Origin of the sequence: Geoanaerobacter pelophilus (assembly GCF_018476885.1) — a bacterium.
GTDB lineage: Bacteria > Desulfobacterota > Desulfuromonadia > Geobacterales > DSM-12255 > Geoanaerobacter > Geoanaerobacter pelophilus.
In genome coordinates this window covers 105204-121055 of the sequence record NZ_JAHCVJ010000008.1, presented here as the reverse complement: position 1 = coordinate 121055, position 15852 = coordinate 105204, and the positions used below count along the sequence as shown (strand labels likewise).

Below are 15852 nucleotides of genomic sequence, written 5' to 3'. Positions count from 1 at the left end.
CATTAGTGACACACTAAGTAATTATTTTTTCTCCTGCTCCCTCGACTTGAGAACAAAGTCATATAGGTCGCGACAGAGCTGCAGACGCTTGCGAAAAACCTTTTTAGTGCTCTCGTCCTGGGCATCAATTACTGGCTTGAGCTTGTCGCATCTTGCCACAAGAGACTTCAGCTCTTCGGTTGGCAGTGCCATCGAATTCTCGGTTTTGTTACAGATATCTTCAAACTCTTTTTTCCAGTCATCACCGGCACACATCCCTGCGCCGGCCAAAGCCAAGGTCAGTACTGCACAAAGCGTAAGCTTTATAAAGATTCTGTACATTCTTAAACGCCCTTTCTGATGCCGGGATGACACCGTTTGCAATCATCCATCGGGAAAGCCACGTTAACGTGACAAACCCCGCAGTATTCGCCCTTGAGGATTTTTGCCATGGTGAACTTGGTGCCTTTTCTCTTGATATTGAAAATCTCAGGGTGACAGTTGTTGCAGTCAAGCCAAGCTGTGTGGGCCCTATGCGGAAATATGGACGGCGGGATCATGTTCCACTCAGCATCAAGACTCAACTTCTTGTCAAACTGGATATCCTGAGATTTGGTCTTGAGATAGCGATTCGGGAAGATGAGACGCACCTTCATGGCCTCAACCCAATCGATCCTGTTACCATAGTCGGTACGAGGGAAGTCGAACCGGGAAAAGATTGAGAACTTGTCGCTATTCGAGTTGATCTCCCCGGTATGGCAACGCTCACAGTTCTTGAGGTGGCCAAAAGCGGTCTTGCCGTTATGGCAGGCACCGCAAAACCGTCCTTTTCTGCTCGCATCCTCAGTTATTTCCGTCGAATTGACCTCCATATTGAACTCAAGTTCAGTATGACAAACCCTGCAGGTATAGAGCGTACGGTGGCTCCAGTGCGAAAAGAACACCGGTTTAACCCCTTTTGCCTTGGTCCCCCGGCTTATGAGCAGGTTGCCATACTCCTCGGGTGGAGGCAGCGGTGGGAGGTCAAAATAGGCCCAGGCAGCAACCGGAACTACCACCAGCAGCCCGATGGCGATCAACCAGCGGATTATTGTAGTGGCTTTGTGTGGCATCTCTGGCAATCGGTTTGCGGGAAGGCTACCGTATCATGGCAGACTCCGCAGTATTTCCCTTCGAAAAGCTCTATCATGGTGTATTTGGTTGCGCCCTTCTTCACACCGACAAATATCTCCGGATGGCATACCTCGCACCCGTTCCAGACAGTATGTTTTTTGTGGGAGAAGATGATATCAGGCATCCCTTCCATTTTTGAGCCAATGGAAAAATCTTTCTGCCCCGGCAACTGCAAACGCTTGACCGACACCCCTTCAATATAGTCGATGAGCTTGATCTGCCCTTTCTCTTCTGCCAGCTCCCAGTTAATGCCATTGCCGCCGCGCTCTTTGGGGAGTCGATCAGCAAGCTTGTAGAATTCTGCCTCTTTTTTAGAGTTCGGGTTCGCCACATGACACCGTTCGCAGCGCTTCAAGTCGCCACGCGAAAATTCCTTGGCACATGCAGAAAAGACCTTTCTGTCCTCGACGATCATCTTGTCGTTGTGGCAGACGCCACAGAAATAGCCGCGCATGTTGTCGGCAGCCTTGATCTGGGTATCTCCCCCCTTCATGGCAAATCCGATGTCAACATGGCACAGGCGGCAGGTAAACCGTGCCCGATGCGACCAGTGATCAAACTCAACAGGGGCAAGACCAACCTTTGAGGAAAAGTTGTTTATTACCACTTTGCCGTAATCAAAAGGCTTGGGCTTCTTTTTCTTTGTTCCGGACTGAGCAAAGGCCAGTCCTACCAGGCAAAGGAGACAGATGACTGCCAGCAGAAACCGTTTCATATACACCCCCATCAAAGTATTGCTAATTACGGCGGACAAACATAGTAAGCCACTCACTGATACAGTGTCAATGGCAAATAAAAGTTTTTTAACAACGCAGTCTTATCAGCAAACAGTTCTGTCTTGTCCTTGATTTTCCGAAGAGTTTGCGATAATAAGACGCAACCCATTTAACTTAGATAGGACTTGCTTCATGCCAAACAAATCAGTTGAGCTTTCAGCTCCAGCCAAAGTTAATTATCGCCTTGATGTCCTAAGCAAAAGGCCTGACGGCTATCATGACCTGAGAATGATCATGCAGAGAGTTGACCTCTGCGATACGATCCGCATCAACCTGACCGGCTCCACAGGGATTACGGTAACCTGCAACCGCAATAGTGTGCCTGACGGACCGGAAAACATCGCATGGCGAGCCGCCAAGGCAGTGCTGGACCTTTCCCAAAAGCCGGTCGGCGTTGCAATCGACATTGATAAAAAAATCCCGGTTGCAGCTGGACTCGGGGGAGGAAGTAGTGACGCGGCAACCGTGCTCATGGGGCTTAACAACCTGCTCGAACTTGGACTTAGCACCGAACAACTAATGGAGATCGGAGTCACTCTGGGAGCCGATGTCCCTTTCTTTATCTTCGGAGACACTTCGATTGCCGAAGGTATTGGGGAAAAACTCACCCGGATCGAAAAGATACCACGACCGTGGATTGTGTTGGTGAACCCCAATGTTCATGTTTCCACTGCATGGGTATATAAAAATTTGCAATTGACAATAGGAAAAGATGTCAATACAATGCCTAACTTCTTTGACAACATTGCAGAACTCTGTGCCGTTCTTGGAAATGATCTTGAATCCGTCACCATATCCCGCTTTCCGGTGATTCGTGACATCAAGAACCTTCTCATACAGTACGGGGCAGCGGCCTCCTTAATGTCCGGCAGCGGGCCAACAGTGTTCGGTATCTTCGAGGACGAAGCTGCTGCCCGTGAGGCGGCAAAGAAAATTGCCACTGAGCACAACTGGTTCACAGCGGCTGTCAAAACCTTGTAATACTGTAATATAGCATTCATCAATAGACTAAGTTACGGCTTAGCTCCTTTTGTTGGGGCGTCGCCAAGCGGTAAGGCACCGGATTTTGATTCCGGCATTCCCAGGTTCGAACCCTGGCGCCCCAGCCACAACTTCTGGAACGACAGTATCAAGCGCCCCCAAAAGGGGCGTTTTGTACGAATCGTCAAGGTATCTGCGACCATGGAAGACAAAATCAAGGTTTTTTGCGGTAACTCAAATCCTGTCCTGGCAGAGAAGATCTGCAAAAGTCTCGGCGTTCCTCTTGGCTCTGCAAAGGTCAAGACTTTTTCTGACGGCGAGATTATGGTTGAGATTGGTGAAAACGTCCGGGGCAGAGACGTTTACCTGATCCAGTCGACCTGCGCACCTACCAACAACAACTTGATGGAACTGCTGATCATGATGGATGCTGTCAAACGGGCATCTGCAGCAACCATCACTGCCGTGATTCCGTATTACGGCTATGCGCGCCAGGATCGCAAGGTGGCGCCACGCACTCCGATTTCCTCGAAGCTGGTTGCCGACCTGCTGACCACTTCAGGAGCAGACAGGGTTGTAACGGTTGATTTGCATGCCGGCCAGATACAGGGCTTTTTCAATATCCCGGTGGACAACCTCTATGCGGCACCAGTAATTCTCAGCCACCTCAAATCGCGTTTCCCCGATAGCAATGAGATCGTCATGGTTTCTCCGGATGCCGGGGGGACAGAGCGCGCTCGAGCCTTTGCCAAACGGCTTGGCTGCACACTTGCTATTATCGATAAACGACGCACCGGACCCAATGTTGCCGAAGTAATGCACCTGATCGGTGAAGTGCGCGATAAAACAGCAATAATCCTTGACGACATGATCGATACAGCTGGAACGCTCACCCAGGCAGCCAAAGCCCTCAAGTCTCACGGCGCCAGGGCAATTCATGCATGCGCTACCCATGGCGTCCTCTCTGGTCCGGCCATAGACAGGATCAACTCATCAGATATCGAGGAACTCATTATCACCGATACTGTGCCGTTGGGCGATAAATCGCTACAGAGTAACAAAATTAAAGTACTTACGTCGGCTGAGCTCCTTGCTGAGGCGATTCGTCGTATCCATGAGGACGAATCAGTCAGCTCACTATTTGTATAAACCAAACCGATAATCAACCGTCCAAGATTCCAACTGGAGGATTTTATGGCACAGAACGAAATTACACTTCAACCGAGAACACAGAGCGGCAAGAACGGCTGCCGTCAGCTGAGAGCACAGGGACTCATCCCTGGGGTCGTCTACGGCAAAGGGATTGAGTCAACTTCAGTCACCCTGCACCCGAAAGAGCTGGGCGCTGCACTCTCAGGCCAGAGCGGCCAGAATACCCTGCTCACCATCAAAGGGTGCGGAAGCCTCGATGGCAGCTTGGTGATCGTAACCGACCTTCTCAAGGACCCGATCAAACGCAACGTAAAGCATGTCGATTTTCACAAACTTGACATGGCTGACAAGATCCGCGTTCATGTCCCTGTCAAACTGGTTGGAACTGCTATCGGCGTTAAAGAGGGTGGCATGCTGGACTTCCCGACCCACTCACTTGACATCGAATGCCTTCCCGGGCAGATCCCGGAAAGCATTGAAGTGGATATTACCGATCTCACTATCGGTCACTCCATCCACGTTTCAGACCTCAAATTGACACAGGGCGTTAAAGTTCTGCTCGACGGCAGGGCATCCATAGTAAGCATCCTTGGCAAAGCCAAGGAAGATGCACCGGCAGCCGAGTAATAACGATCGAGCCCGGCAGCAGGGAATAAGATGTCAGGCAAACTGCTTGCCGGGCTGGGTAATCCCGGCACCAAATACCTCTGGACCCGCCACAATGCTGGTTTCATGGTAGTGGATCGTCTTGCGCACCATGCAAATGTCGCCATAACCAAGAAGGCATTTTCAGGCCTTTACGGCGAAACGACTTGCTGGGGGGAACGTCTCCATCTCCTTAAACCTCAGACATTCATGAACCTCTCCGGCCGTGCTGTATCTCCTGCATTGCATTATCACAAGCTGACCCTTGACGACCTGATTGTCATCCATGATGACCTTGATATCCCCTTCGGCCAGATAAAACTTAAAAAGGGCGGCGGGCATGGCGGACATAACGGCCTCCGCTCACTGCTTCAAGAACTTGGCAGCGGAGAATTCACCAGAATCAGGGTCGGCATCGATCGCTCTAAGTTCGGAGATACTGCTGATTATGTCCTCTCCCCGTTTTCTAAGAGTGAGATGGCGGAACTCTCAACCCTTTTAGACCGTATTGTAGATGCGATCGAAATGCTGGTCTCAGAAGGCCTCCCCAAGGCAATGAGCATTTACAACAACAAGGATTTACTGGCCGGATAAAGAGTGGCTGGTCAATCACAGGAAGGACATATAAATGGCCCTGAATTGCGGCATAGTCGGCCTGCCAAATGTTGGGAAATCGACTATTTTTAATGCTCTGACATCGGCAGGAGCCGAATCAGCCAACTACCCATTTTGCACCATTGACCCGAATGTCGGCATTGTCCAGGTCCCGGATCGCAGACTCGATCAACTGGCTGAGATAGTAATCCCCCAAAAGACGTTGCCGACAACAATCGAATTTGTAGACATTGCCGGTCTCGTCAAGGGCGCCAGCCAGGGTGAGGGGTTAGGGAACCAGTTTTTAGGCCATATACGCTCCGTAGATGCAATTGTCCATGTTGTCCGATGTTTTGAGGACGAAAATGTAGTTCATGTCAATGGCTGCGTTGACCCAGCCGGAGATATTGAGGTGATTCAAACTGAACTTGGCCTGGCAGACCTTGATACTGTTGAGAAAAAACTACTGCGGGTAGAGAAACAGGCCCGGAGCGGAGACAAGAAAGCCAAAGATGAGGTTGACTTCTATATTCGCGTCAGAGATCTGCTTGGCGAGGGGAAACCGGCACGCGGCATTGCTGAAAGCGACGAAGAGATTGTATGGCTGCGCGACCTGCATCTGCTTACAGACAAACCGGTACTCTATGTTGCCAATGTCGCTGAAGACGATCTCGAAGGCAAGCACCCAGCAGTGGCTAAAGTAATTGAGATAGCATCACGTGAAGGCGCCCAAGTAGTACCAATCTGTGGCCGCATTGAAGCAGAGATCGCTGAGCTGGAAGGTTCGGAAAAGCAAGAATTTCTTGCAGACCTCGGATTGAAAGAGTCAGGGCTGGAGCGTCTTATCAGGAAGGCTTACGAACTGCTCGGCTTGATCACCTACTTTACAGCCGGGGTCAAGGAAGTTCGGGCGTGGACCGTTATTCGTGGCTCGAAAGCACCGCAGGCTGCGGGCGTGATTCATTCGGATTTCGAGAAAGGCTTCATTCGTGCAGAGGTCATAGCTTTCGATGACTTTATTGCCTGCGGCGGGGAATCAGGTGCCAAGGAAAAGGGACTGCTTCGCCTTGAAGGTAAAGAGTATCTGGTTCAAGATGGCGATGTCATGCATTTTCGTTTCAACGTTTGACAAGATGCCGACATATTACCCAATATGCAAAATGGGCGATCCAACGATCGCCCATTTCCATATCCTATAAACGTACAACTCACGCAACAGCTGCCACTACTCGCTCCAGCGAACGGCGGCTACTGATAACCCCCCTCGCAATCCTCAAACTGCGCGCTACTGAAACCCACTCACCTTTATCAAGATAAGCAGATATCAAGCCCCCTTTGATCAAACCATCAAGACACGACTCAAGAGCCACTGAACAGGTATCATCGTTACAGCGTACAAGAACAACCATCGTCATCTCCTCCTCTGGAAAACGTGAAAATGTTGCCTATACGGGTTTGAGACAGATTTATTCTATCAGGCAGATGACAGGATCGCGGAAGGACTGCAGTATAACGTAGCCTAAAATATCCATGCAACAGTTTTTTTTAGTTAATAAACATTATTCAATTAAGATCGCACCCTAAAAAAATTAGGAAAACACTGGCGAAGATTCTTGCTCCTCAACCAAGCGTCGGTCCTGGCCGAGATAAATCCCTCCTGAGCCACGTACCGGATCAAGCCCAATGGTGACCCAGCGGTTAGCTCTTTCAAAGCCGATGATACGGTTATCTCTTATCAAATCATCGAGGTGATAATTCATAACCATGTCGTAAGTACCGTCCAAATACCGCACAAGGATCATCATCTCACAATCCCCTTTCTGCAAATTTTCCTGGCTGCTAACAGATATGCACAAACAATGCGAATACGTCTAAGCATTTAAATAACCGAACTTTAAGAGAGCGCATAAAACTCGACACAATCCCCTGTTTATGCAAAATGTAAGAAAAGACGACAAAAATCAAGATTAAAATTATTAAAATATTTCTGCGGGAAGATCATTAATACCGGCGAGAAACAAAAAAGGCCCGCCTGTTCAGCGAGCCTTCTTTGTTTCAATCAATGATCGTTGTCATGCCAAAGCAGCCCGAAGGTCGTCTTCAGCATTGGTGATCGGACCGACATTGAAGTTCTCTACCAGGAAATTGAGTACATTGGGCGTTATGAAAGCCGGCAATGTCGGACCAAGCTTGATGTTCTTGATCCCCAGATGAAACAGGGTCAGCAGAATGACAACTGCCTTCTGCTCATACCAGGAAAGGATGAAAGAAAGCGGCAATTCGTTAACCCCGCAGTTGAAGGCGCCGGCCAAGGCGACAGCAATCTGGATTGCTGAGTAGGCATCATTGCACTGCCCGATGTCGAGCAGGCGAGGGATACCGCCAATGTCGCCAAAATCAAGTTTATTAAACCGATACTTGCCACAGGCAAGAGTCAAAATGACACAGTCGTTGGGCACTTTCTCAGCAAATTCGGTATAATAATTCCGGCCAGGCTTGGCGCCATCACAGCCGCCGATCAAGAAGAATCGCTTGATTGCGCCTGCTTTAACGGCATCGATCACCTTGTCGGCAACCCCAAGCACTGCGTTATGTCCAAATCCGACGAGAATCTCCTGGCCGGGATTTTCCGGGAAACCTGGGAACTCTTGCGCCTTGGCAATTACAGCAGAGAAGTCCCATCCTTCGACATGCTTAACATCAGGCCACTGTACCAGACCCCAGGTAAAGAGTCGGTCTTTGTAAGAATCAGCCGGGCGCTGAATGCAATTAGTATTGAAAATGATGGCCCCAGGGAAATTGACAAATTCCTTGGCCTGATCCTGCCAGGCACCGCCGAAATTGCCGACCAAATTGGAGTATTTCTTGAGCCCAGGATAGGCATGTGCCGGGATCATCTCACCATGGGTATAGATGTTCACCCCTTTCCCCTCGGTCTGTTTCAGCAGCTCCTCAAGCATCTTAAGGTCGTGACCGGAGACGAGAATCGCCTTGCCTGCGCGGGTTCCGAGGTTAACCGGAGTCGGTACCGGGTGGCCATAGGTCTCGACATGCCCTTGGTTCAGGATTTCCATGGTACGCAGGTTATGCTTGCCACATTCCATGGCAAGCCCCACGAAATCCATCAGCCCCAGGCCAGTATCGGTAGTAGCAGCCAGTGCCTTGTGAAAAAAGGCGAGCACCTCTTCATCGGTTCTGCCGAGAATCAGCGCATGGTCCATATAGGCAGCCATCCCCTTCAGACCAAAACTGAGAATTTCAATTACTGAGCGGATGTCTTCGTTGACATGCAGGGAATTAAGACCATGTTCTTCACCTTGGCGAATAAGTCCGGCAAGGTCCGCTGCCGGCGCAAAAACAGCCTGAGCTGCTGTGATCTGTGCCGGAGCAAGCCCTTTCGCGCTGCAGGCACTCTCATAAAGCGTCTTGGCCTGCCCACGCAACTCAATGCCTTTGCGAATAGCTTTCTCTATATGAGCCGGGTCAAAATCAACGTTGGTAACGGTGGTAAAAAGCCCCTCAACAACAAAGCGGTCAATTGCCTCGTCTTTAGCGCCCAATTCACGGGCCTTGGTTGCATATAGCGAGACCCCTTTTAGAGTATACAGTAGTAAATCCTGCAACGCCGCAACATCAGGCTTCTTGCCGCACACCCCCGAAATTGAACACCCTACCCCGTTCGCAGCCTGCTCGCACTGGTTACAAAACATACTCATTGTTAATACCTCCCTCTCTTAAATTCGGTTTCGGTTGGTTACTATAAACTCTACCATCTTTTGCCACTGGCGCATTTTGCTGGTGAGGTCAAGTTACAATAACCAGCTTCTGCTAACCTTGACCTCGGTCAAGAAACGCGATTTTCGGAGATGGCGGTTTGTGATACAGTGCAATTGAGGGGTGTTGCTATGAAGTATCGTGTGCAACTGGTAGCAATCACAGCATTGGTAGTTTTATTCTCTTCCGGGGTCGCGTCTGCAGTAGAGGATGAGCCGCTAAGCCGCACTATTCCGGCACTGTCCGGTTTCAGCAGAAAACTGGAACCAGACAAGCTTCTTACTTCTGGCGGCCTTGCTGTTAAATCCGGACCAGCGCTCACAGTAGAACCTGAGGTAGGGGTCAGCCATACGGCACACCAACGCGAATTGGGCAGCGGCTATGAGGATATCACCCACAAGCTGCATGCCCAGGCCGGAGGCAAGCTCAGACTTTCCGACATGTTTTATCTGGGATTTGCGACGAAGCTGCCGATTTACAATTACGGAACAACCGAGGGACGCACCCCCGGAGGAGCTGCAACGCCAGCCACTCCCGGACGCCACGAAATCCTGCGCCTGTCACCGAACAACCTCACCTGGACCGGTGAATTGGGTCTGCGTCTCGGACGCCAAATAGACCTGAATCTTTACTATGATCAGAACGTTCTCAAAGGGCCACTCCAACCGGGGACAAAGTCCGACGAAGAAGTGATTGGCACCAGGTTTATTTTACGTTTCAAATAAAAAAAGGAGGTAACGCAAGCGTTACCTCCTTTCAGACACTTTTCTGCTCAGATATTATTTGTGGCACTCTTTACAGGAAGTAGGCCCCTTCTTCATGTCAGCGTGACAACCCTTGCAGTTCTTATGCGCCCAATCCTTACCAAATCCGGCGATTTTACCAGGAGCTTGCTCATGGCACTTCTTGCAGTCACCAGCTGCAGCCTGATGGGCTTTGTGATTAAACTTTACCCCCTTCTTCATCTCGATCACATCTGCGGCAAAAGCGGTTCCGGCAAAGGCAACAAGGGCAAACATGGCAATAATAATTCTTTTCATCTGGGTTTCTCCTTTAATGGCGTTGTTTGTACACCTTGAATCATCTTGTCTTGTTCACTAGCCATGCCAAACCATAACCAAAGCAACAACAACCTGATATCGTTACACTTACGATACAACTCTTGTATTTACAATGACCCTTTTCCACCGCAATTGAGGTAACGATTTCTTCTTTTGAGATAGAGTAAATTTTCCGAGATCGATAGTTATGCGCCTTGAAATCAATTGATAACAGCATCACGGTAATCCGCTTGTGCAGGCTTATTACCTGTTTAACTTGCAAACCTCTTCTGTTATGATGCCCAACCATGTCGCAATACTTTTTTCCGGAGGAAGAGTATGAGCAAGAACTGGAAGATCGAAACCCAGGCCATCCAGGGGGGATATGACCCGAAACCTGGCGATCCGCGGGTTGTAACCATCTGTCAAAGCACTACATTCAAGTACGACAGCGCTGATTATGTGGCGAAGCTGTTCGACCTGGAAGTCGCGGGCCATTTTTACACCCGTCTGGGCAACCCGACCACCGACGCCTTTGAAAAGAAGATCGCCATGATGGAGGGAGGGGTTGCAGCCCTTGGCACCTCGTCAGGACAGGCTGCCACAACACTCTCCATCTTCAATATCTGCCAGGCAGGCCAACACTTTATCACGGCAAGCACCCTTTACGGCGGCACCTACAATCTCTTTGCCGCAACACTCCCCAAGATGGGAATCGAGGTGACCTTTGTCGATCCGGAAGCGCCGGCAGATGAAATCCTTAAGGCGTTCCGCCACAATACCCGCGCCGTTTTCGCCGAGACCATCGGCAATCCAGGGCTCAATGTCCTCGACTTTGAAAAATTCAGTGCAATTGCTAAAGAGAAAAAAGTCCCTCTGATCATTGACAGCACCTTTGCCACACCTTATCTCTGCCGCCCGTTCGATTTCGGCGCCAACATCATTGTCCATTCCACCACAAAGTACATTGACGGCCATGCAACAAGCGTAGGCGGCGTTATTGTAGATGGTGGCAACTTCAATTGGGACAACGGAAACTTTCCGGAACTGACAGAGCCGGATACCAGCTATCACGGACTCCAGTATGTAAAAACCTTCGGCCCTGCTGCCTACATCATCAAGGCGCGGGTGCAGCTGATGCGTGACTTGGGGGTTTCGCCTGGACCAATGAATTCTTTCATGTTTAACCAGGGATTGCAGACTTTGCCGTTACGGATGCAACGCCACAGCGACAACGCCCTGGCAGTGGCAAAACACCTGGAGGCACATCCCGCAGTTAGCTGGGTCAGCTATCCGGGCTTGCCGAGCCACCCAAGCTTTGAGCGGGCCAAGAAATACCTGCCGAAAGGGTGCAGTGGCGTACTCACCTTCGGCATCAAGGGTGGCGCCCCTGCCGGCAAAATCTTCATGGAGAGCTGTCAACTTATCGCCCTGGTGGTTCACGTCGGCGATGCCCGGAGTTGTGTTCTGCACCCAGCAAGCACCACCCACCGCCAGCTCAGCGAGGAGCAGCAGATATCGTCAGGCGTTACTCCTGACCTGATCCGGCTTTCCGTTGGCATCGAGCATATTGACGATATTATTGAAGACATTGATCAGGCATTGGCCAAGAGCCAGCAACCATAGCTTCCCACTAGGCCAACCGCTCCAGTTCCTGTTCACACTCCTCAGCCCGCCCTTACCGGCGGGCTTTTTGTTGCATGCTCCCCAACTTCCCGCTCGACAAAATCAGTTTTTTCCAATATTATTCCGCCGGAAACCGTATACAGAATACACAGGCACTGCTTTGTTAATATCCCCATGGAAAGGAGTTAGATGCAATGGCAACAAAACCGTTTGTCTACCAGGACCCTTACCCGCTCGGCAAAGATGAGACCAAGTACCGCAAGATTGAGGGATCAGAGCAGTATGTAACCGTGGAGCAGTTCGCCGGAAAAGATGTTGTCCGGGTGTGCCCCGAGGCATTGACGATCCTCGCCAATGAGGCTATGCGTGATGTTTCGTTCCTGCTACGCCCCACACATAACGAGTCGGTGGCCAAGATCCTCCGCGATCCGGAATCATCACAGAACGACAAAGGGGTTGCACTCGCCTTTCTGCGCAACGCCGAGATTTCTGCCAACTTCGAACTCCCGATCTGCCAGGATACCGGTACAGCTACGATCGTCGCAAAAAAGGGACAGCAGGTCTGGACCGGCGGCAAGGATGAAGAATACCTCTCCAAGGGGGTCTACAAGACCTACACCGAGGAGAACCTCCGCTACTCCCAGACCGTAGCGCTTGATATGTACGAGGAGATCAACACCGGCACCAACCTGCCGGCTCAGATCGACATCCAGGCAGTTGACGGCGACTACTACAAGTTCCTGTTCATGGCCAAAGGGGGCGGCTCGGCCAACAAGACCTCCCTGTTCCAGGAAACCAAGGCACTGCTCAATCCTGACACCCTGGTCAAGTTCCTGGTCGGCAAGATGAAGTACCTCGGCACTGCAGCCTGTCCGCCGTATCATATCGCCGTTGTTGTCGGCGGCACCTCTGCCGACGCCTGCATGAAGGCGGTTAAACTGGCCTCTGCCAAATACCTCGATGAACTCCCAACCAAAGGCAACGAGCACGGCCAGGCGTTCCGCGATCTGGAACTGGAGGAAAAACTCCTGCAGGAGGCCTACAAGCTGGGCATCGGCGCTCAGTTCGGCGGAAAATACTTTGCCCACGACATCCGCGTCATCCGTCTCCCCCGCCACGGCGCCTCCTGCCCAGTGGGAATGGCTGTTTCCTGCTCAGCAGACCGCAACATCAAGGCAAAAATAACCAAAGAGGGCCTGTTCGTCGAAGAGATGGACCGTAATCCCGGCCGTTTCATCCCTGAGCAGTATCGTGGCAAGCATAGCCACGGCGTCAAGATTGACCTCAACCAGCCGATGAAGGATATCCTGGCCGAACTGACCAAGCATCCGGTATCCACCCCGCTGTTGCTGAACGGCACCATCGTAGTCGGCCGGGACATTGCCCACGCCAAGTTCAAAGAGATCCTTGACTCCGGCAAACCGCTCCCAGAATACCTCAAGAACCACCCGATCTACTATGCCGGTCCGGCCAAAACTCCGCCGGGCAAAGCATCCGGCTCGTTCGGCCCGACTACTGCCGGAAGGATGGACTCCTATGTCGATCTGCTCCAGGCCAATGGCGGCTCCATGATCATGATCGCCAAAGGAAACCGGAGCCAGCAGGTTACCGATGCCTGTAAGAAGCATGGTGGCTTCTACCTCGGCTCTATCGGTGGCCCGGCTGCAGTTTTAGCTGAAGAGAACATCAAAAAAGTGGAGTGCATCGACTTCCCTGAACTGGGAATGGAAGCAGTCTGGAAGATTGAAGTGGAAGACTTCCCGGCATTTATTCTGGTTGATGACAAAGGAAACGACTTCTTTAAACAGCTGGGCCTCTGATGGTAACGCCCCTCGGTAAATTGCTACCGGGGGGAAATAATCAGATGGGAGGAATGATATGATAAAAGCAGTTATTGCCTCACTTTTACTTCTTGTGACAGCTGCACCTGCCTTGGCGGTTGACCCAGCTAAAGCAGGTACCAATCTTGGCAATGTTCGGGGTGGCGATTTCAGTAAGGCCCGATCCATAATCGATAAGAACTGTACCACCTGTCACAAGAGCTCCAAAATTGACGAGGCGTTGTCAGCAGGAAAAGATATGTCGGCAATCCAGAGAGAGATGGAGACCCGCGGCGCAAAGCTGAGCGCCAAGGAGCGTGAAGTACTAGGGATTTACTGGAAACAGAGCCCGCTCAAAAAGAAATAACCTTAAATCTCAACGCGACAGGGATTGAGTGCCTGCTTAAAGCTCTCAATCCCTGTCAGATTCCGGTCATTTCCTGAACCTTCAGATCCAGATCATCAACGTTCACCCTCTCGACTTTTCCGTCTATTTCCTCAGCACGAACCAGACCATCTTCGATCCATTTCAGAATCAGCCCCTTTTCCAAACCGAACTTCTCGATAGCCTCGTTGAGGGAATACCAGGTTTTTTCAAATGACATGGCCATCTCCTTCCGCTGCATTGGCTTTTTTATAAGTATACCACCCCACCAGCTTTCCGCATGATTTACCAGAAATGACGCGTATTACTCTTGTTCGCTCGACCTTCTGGCTGGCCTGAAGCTTTTATTTGTTCTCACAATTGGCCGTTCTCGTACAGATTCTTTTACTTGTGCAGGTAAGGCAGGCGGTGGCAGTGTTGCCGCAGCTGCAGGCGCAGAGGCTTGCTGGGACGGAACTGCAACTGGTGAGGCCTGCGGAGGTTGCGGTTGGTCACTCTTTTGCTCAGGGATTCCAAGATCGACCGGTTTCGCCTTGGCACGATACCGGTCTGGAATCTCATAGATGCTGTTGGTAAAATGGGTGGTTCCTTTGGAGTCGGTCCAGCGATAAATCTCACCATATGCCGTAGCGGCTATCAACAAGAGAAAGATTGTAAGTTTTTTCATGAGCATCCCCGCTTACGCTGATTATCTGATCAAATACGGTCGGAATAGAAAAGGCCCCGCCAAACGGAGCCTTTTATTGAAAATCTGCCTGAGAGGCGTTAGATGCGGGTTACATTTGATGCCTGAAGACCTTTTGGCCCTTTAACGATTTCGAACTGCACCGTATCGCCTTCAGCAAGGGACTTGAAGCCATTGCTCTGGATTGCGGAAAAATGAACAAAAACGTCATCGCCATTATCCTGCTCAAGAAAACCGAACCCCTTGCTGTCATTGAACCATTTCACTCTGCCTGTCGTCATTCTTGTTTCTCCTTCTGCTTCTTATGTTTTTAATGCACCGGCAGCTGCCGATGTCCTGCCATCCGGCCTAGAAACTTTAAAATTGACTAACCTTAACATACATCCATGTGAAATCAAGATTTTTTTGTATACGCCTGTTTTTTCTTGATTCAGGCAGAAAATATCCCTATCTTTTGCGGCATAAAGTCTTTTTTTGAAAGAATAAGGTTCTCGTTGATGAGTGAAAATATCAGGGAACAGGTTCGTAAGTCCCAGCTGGATTCTGAGACAACAAACGCTGCCTGGATTAACGGCTACACCTTACTTGGGGGCAAGGTCTTCTGTGCGGACAACTGCAGCAACTGCTGTTCGCTGGCAGTGAACTGCACTTGGCCTGAGACTCTGGGGATTAGCGATGCAATCACCGATGATAGCTTGCAACGGCTAAAGGACCATCTTAAGCAACTGCGGGCAATACTGGCAATGGCAACAGACTTCAAATCGTACTTGAAAATGCACCGGCAGGAGGTTGGCCCCTGCCCCTTTCTCGTGCGAGGCTCTTGCAGCATCTACCAGGCCCGTCCTTTTTCTTGCCGGGCACTCCTTGCAACCAAGGAAAGTTTCTGGTGTGGCGCCGATTTTACTGCGATGTCAAGCGAGGAGAAACGGGCTTTTGTCAATAGCCTCGACACGGAAGTCGTCTTATTCCCCATGCATTACGTAGCTGCCACCCAGGAATACGGCCGTGACCTTGAGAGCCGAATTTCGGCAACCATGGCCCAACATTTCGGTTTCTCTCTATATGGCAACCTGCCACTCATGGTGTTGCTTAATAGTGAATATGACTTGGAAAATACCGTGCGTAAAGGGCATGAAGTCACAGTGGCCCTTCTTGAGCAGGAGGGGCTGCACCACCCCTATCTTGTGACTCTCTCCGGACACTGAAAGAAAGGAGCCCAGGA

General features: G+C 50.6%; 20 protein-coding genes and 1 tRNA gene. 11 read left to right on the top strand and 10 right to left on the bottom strand.

Going from position 1 to position 15852, the window contains the following annotated elements; genetic code table 11:
• Positions 1-21 precede the first annotated feature (21 nt).
• From KI809_RS17330 to KI809_RS17320, 3 genes are read right to left on the bottom strand one after another with little or no spacing between them, the layout of a single operon-like run.
• A complete protein-coding gene (locus tag KI809_RS17330; protein ID WP_214172851.1) occupies positions 22-321 on the bottom strand; it encodes a hypothetical protein in 300 nt (99 codons plus the stop codon).
• A 2-nt stretch (positions 322-323) separates the two neighbouring features.
• Entirely contained in the window at positions 324-1091 is a 768-nt protein-coding gene (locus tag KI809_RS17325; protein ID WP_214172850.1) for a c(7)-type cytochrome triheme domain-containing protein, read from the bottom strand.
• Positions 1067-1867, bottom strand: coding sequence for a c(7)-type cytochrome triheme domain-containing protein (locus KI809_RS17320; RefSeq protein ID WP_214172849.1), 801 nt, complete (start codon positions 1865-1867; stop codon positions 1067-1069). The genes KI809_RS17325 and KI809_RS17320 overlap by 25 nt, the downstream gene beginning before the upstream one ends.
• A gap of 193 nt (positions 1868-2060) precedes the next feature.
• Here KI809_RS17320 and ispE point away from each other — a divergent pair, with 193 nt between their 5' ends.
• The 6 genes from ispE (at position 2061) to ychF (ending at position 6429) form a co-directional block, all read left to right on the top strand.
• The gene (gene ispE / locus KI809_RS17315; RefSeq protein ID WP_214172848.1) at positions 2061-2909 is read left to right on the top strand and encodes a 4-(cytidine 5'-diphospho)-2-C-methyl-D-erythritol kinase; all 849 of its coding nucleotides are present in this window, start codon (positions 2061-2063) and stop codon (positions 2907-2909) included.
• 53 nt (positions 2910-2962) lie between these two features.
• A tRNA-Gln gene (locus KI809_RS17310) sits at positions 2963-3037 on the top strand.
• A gap of 73 nt (positions 3038-3110) precedes the next feature.
• A complete protein-coding gene (locus tag KI809_RS17305) occupies positions 3111-4058 on the top strand; it encodes a ribose-phosphate pyrophosphokinase (protein ID WP_214172847.1) in 948 nt (315 codons plus the stop codon).
• Positions 4059-4103: 45 nt separating this feature from the next.
• Positions 4104-4688 carry a 50S ribosomal protein L25 gene (locus KI809_RS17300; protein ID WP_214172846.1) on the top strand — a complete coding sequence of 195 codons (585 nt, stop codon included), beginning with the start codon at positions 4104-4106 and terminating at the stop codon, positions 4686-4688.
• Positions 4689-4718: 30 nt separating this feature from the next.
• On the top strand, positions 4719-5300 hold the full coding sequence (gene pth / locus KI809_RS17295; protein ID WP_214172845.1) for an aminoacyl-tRNA hydrolase: 582 nt from the start codon (positions 4719-4721) through the stop codon (positions 5298-5300).
• Between the two features lie 34 nt (positions 5301-5334).
• Positions 5335-6429: a redox-regulated ATPase YchF gene (gene ychF, locus KI809_RS17290; protein WP_214172844.1), complete on the top strand. Its 1095-nt coding sequence runs from the start codon at positions 5335-5337 to the stop codon at positions 6427-6429.
• Positions 6430-6508: 79 nt separating this feature from the next.
• On the opposite strand, the gene KI809_RS17285 is transcribed toward ychF, so the two are convergent.
• From KI809_RS17285 to hcp, 3 genes are all read right to left on the bottom strand, one after another.
• Positions 6509-6709: a GSU3473 family protein gene (locus KI809_RS17285; protein ID WP_214172843.1), complete on the bottom strand. Its 201-nt coding sequence runs from the start codon at positions 6707-6709 to the stop codon at positions 6509-6511.
• A 180-nt stretch (positions 6710-6889) separates the two neighbouring features.
• A complete protein-coding gene (locus tag KI809_RS17280; protein ID WP_214172842.1) occupies positions 6890-7105 on the bottom strand; it encodes a GSU3473 family protein in 216 nt (71 codons plus the stop codon).
• Between the two features lie 267 nt (positions 7106-7372).
• Positions 7373-9016 carry a hydroxylamine reductase gene (hcp, locus tag KI809_RS17275; protein WP_281416929.1) on the bottom strand — a complete coding sequence of 548 codons (1644 nt, stop codon included), beginning with the start codon at positions 9014-9016 and terminating at the stop codon, positions 7373-7375.
• Positions 9017-9205: 189 nt separating this feature from the next.
• Here hcp and KI809_RS17270 point away from each other — a divergent pair, with 189 nt between their 5' ends.
• Positions 9206-9799: a hypothetical protein gene (locus tag KI809_RS17270; protein WP_214172841.1), complete on the top strand. Its 594-nt coding sequence runs from the start codon at positions 9206-9208 to the stop codon at positions 9797-9799.
• A gap of 54 nt (positions 9800-9853) precedes the next feature.
• Here the strand turns inward: KI809_RS17270 and KI809_RS17265 are convergent, their stop codons facing one another.
• Positions 9854-10114 carry a cytochrome c7 gene (locus tag KI809_RS17265; RefSeq protein WP_214172840.1) on the bottom strand — a complete coding sequence of 87 codons (261 nt, stop codon included), beginning with the start codon at positions 10112-10114 and terminating at the stop codon, positions 9854-9856.
• A gap of 339 nt (positions 10115-10453) precedes the next feature.
• On the opposite strand from KI809_RS17265, the gene KI809_RS17260 reads away from it, so the two are divergent.
• The 3 genes from KI809_RS17260 (at position 10454) to KI809_RS17250 (ending at position 13927) form a co-directional block, all read left to right on the top strand.
• The gene (locus KI809_RS17260) at positions 10454-11740 is read left to right on the top strand and encodes an O-acetylhomoserine aminocarboxypropyltransferase/cysteine synthase family protein (RefSeq protein ID WP_214172839.1); all 1287 of its coding nucleotides are present in this window, start codon (positions 10454-10456) and stop codon (positions 11738-11740) included.
• A 194-nt stretch (positions 11741-11934) separates the two neighbouring features.
• On the top strand, positions 11935-13560 hold the full coding sequence (locus KI809_RS17255) for a fumarate hydratase (protein WP_214172838.1): 1626 nt from the start codon (positions 11935-11937) through the stop codon (positions 13558-13560).
• 58 nt (positions 13561-13618) lie between these two features.
• Entirely contained in the window at positions 13619-13927 is a 309-nt protein-coding gene (locus KI809_RS17250; RefSeq protein WP_246559481.1) for a cytochrome C, read from the top strand.
• A 55-nt stretch (positions 13928-13982) separates the two neighbouring features.
• Here KI809_RS17250 and KI809_RS17245 read toward each other — a convergent pair whose 3' ends face one another.
• The 3 genes from KI809_RS17245 to KI809_RS17235 form a co-directional block, all read right to left on the bottom strand.
• Entirely contained in the window at positions 13983-14165 is a 183-nt protein-coding gene (locus KI809_RS17245) for a MerR family transcriptional regulator (protein WP_214172837.1), read from the bottom strand.
• A gap of 84 nt (positions 14166-14249) precedes the next feature.
• A complete protein-coding gene (locus tag KI809_RS17240) occupies positions 14250-14612 on the bottom strand; it encodes a DUF4124 domain-containing protein (protein ID WP_214172836.1) in 363 nt (120 codons plus the stop codon).
• A 98-nt stretch (positions 14613-14710) separates the two neighbouring features.
• The gene (locus KI809_RS17235; RefSeq protein ID WP_214172835.1) at positions 14711-14911 is read right to left on the bottom strand and encodes a cold-shock protein; all 201 of its coding nucleotides are present in this window, start codon (positions 14909-14911) and stop codon (positions 14711-14713) included.
• Between the two features lie 216 nt (positions 14912-15127).
• On the opposite strand from KI809_RS17235, the gene KI809_RS17230 reads away from it, so the two are divergent.
• The gene (locus KI809_RS17230) at positions 15128-15835 is read left to right on the top strand and encodes a YkgJ family cysteine cluster protein (protein WP_214172834.1); all 708 of its coding nucleotides are present in this window, start codon (positions 15128-15130) and stop codon (positions 15833-15835) included.
• The last annotated feature ends 17 nt before the right edge of the window (positions 15836-15852 follow it).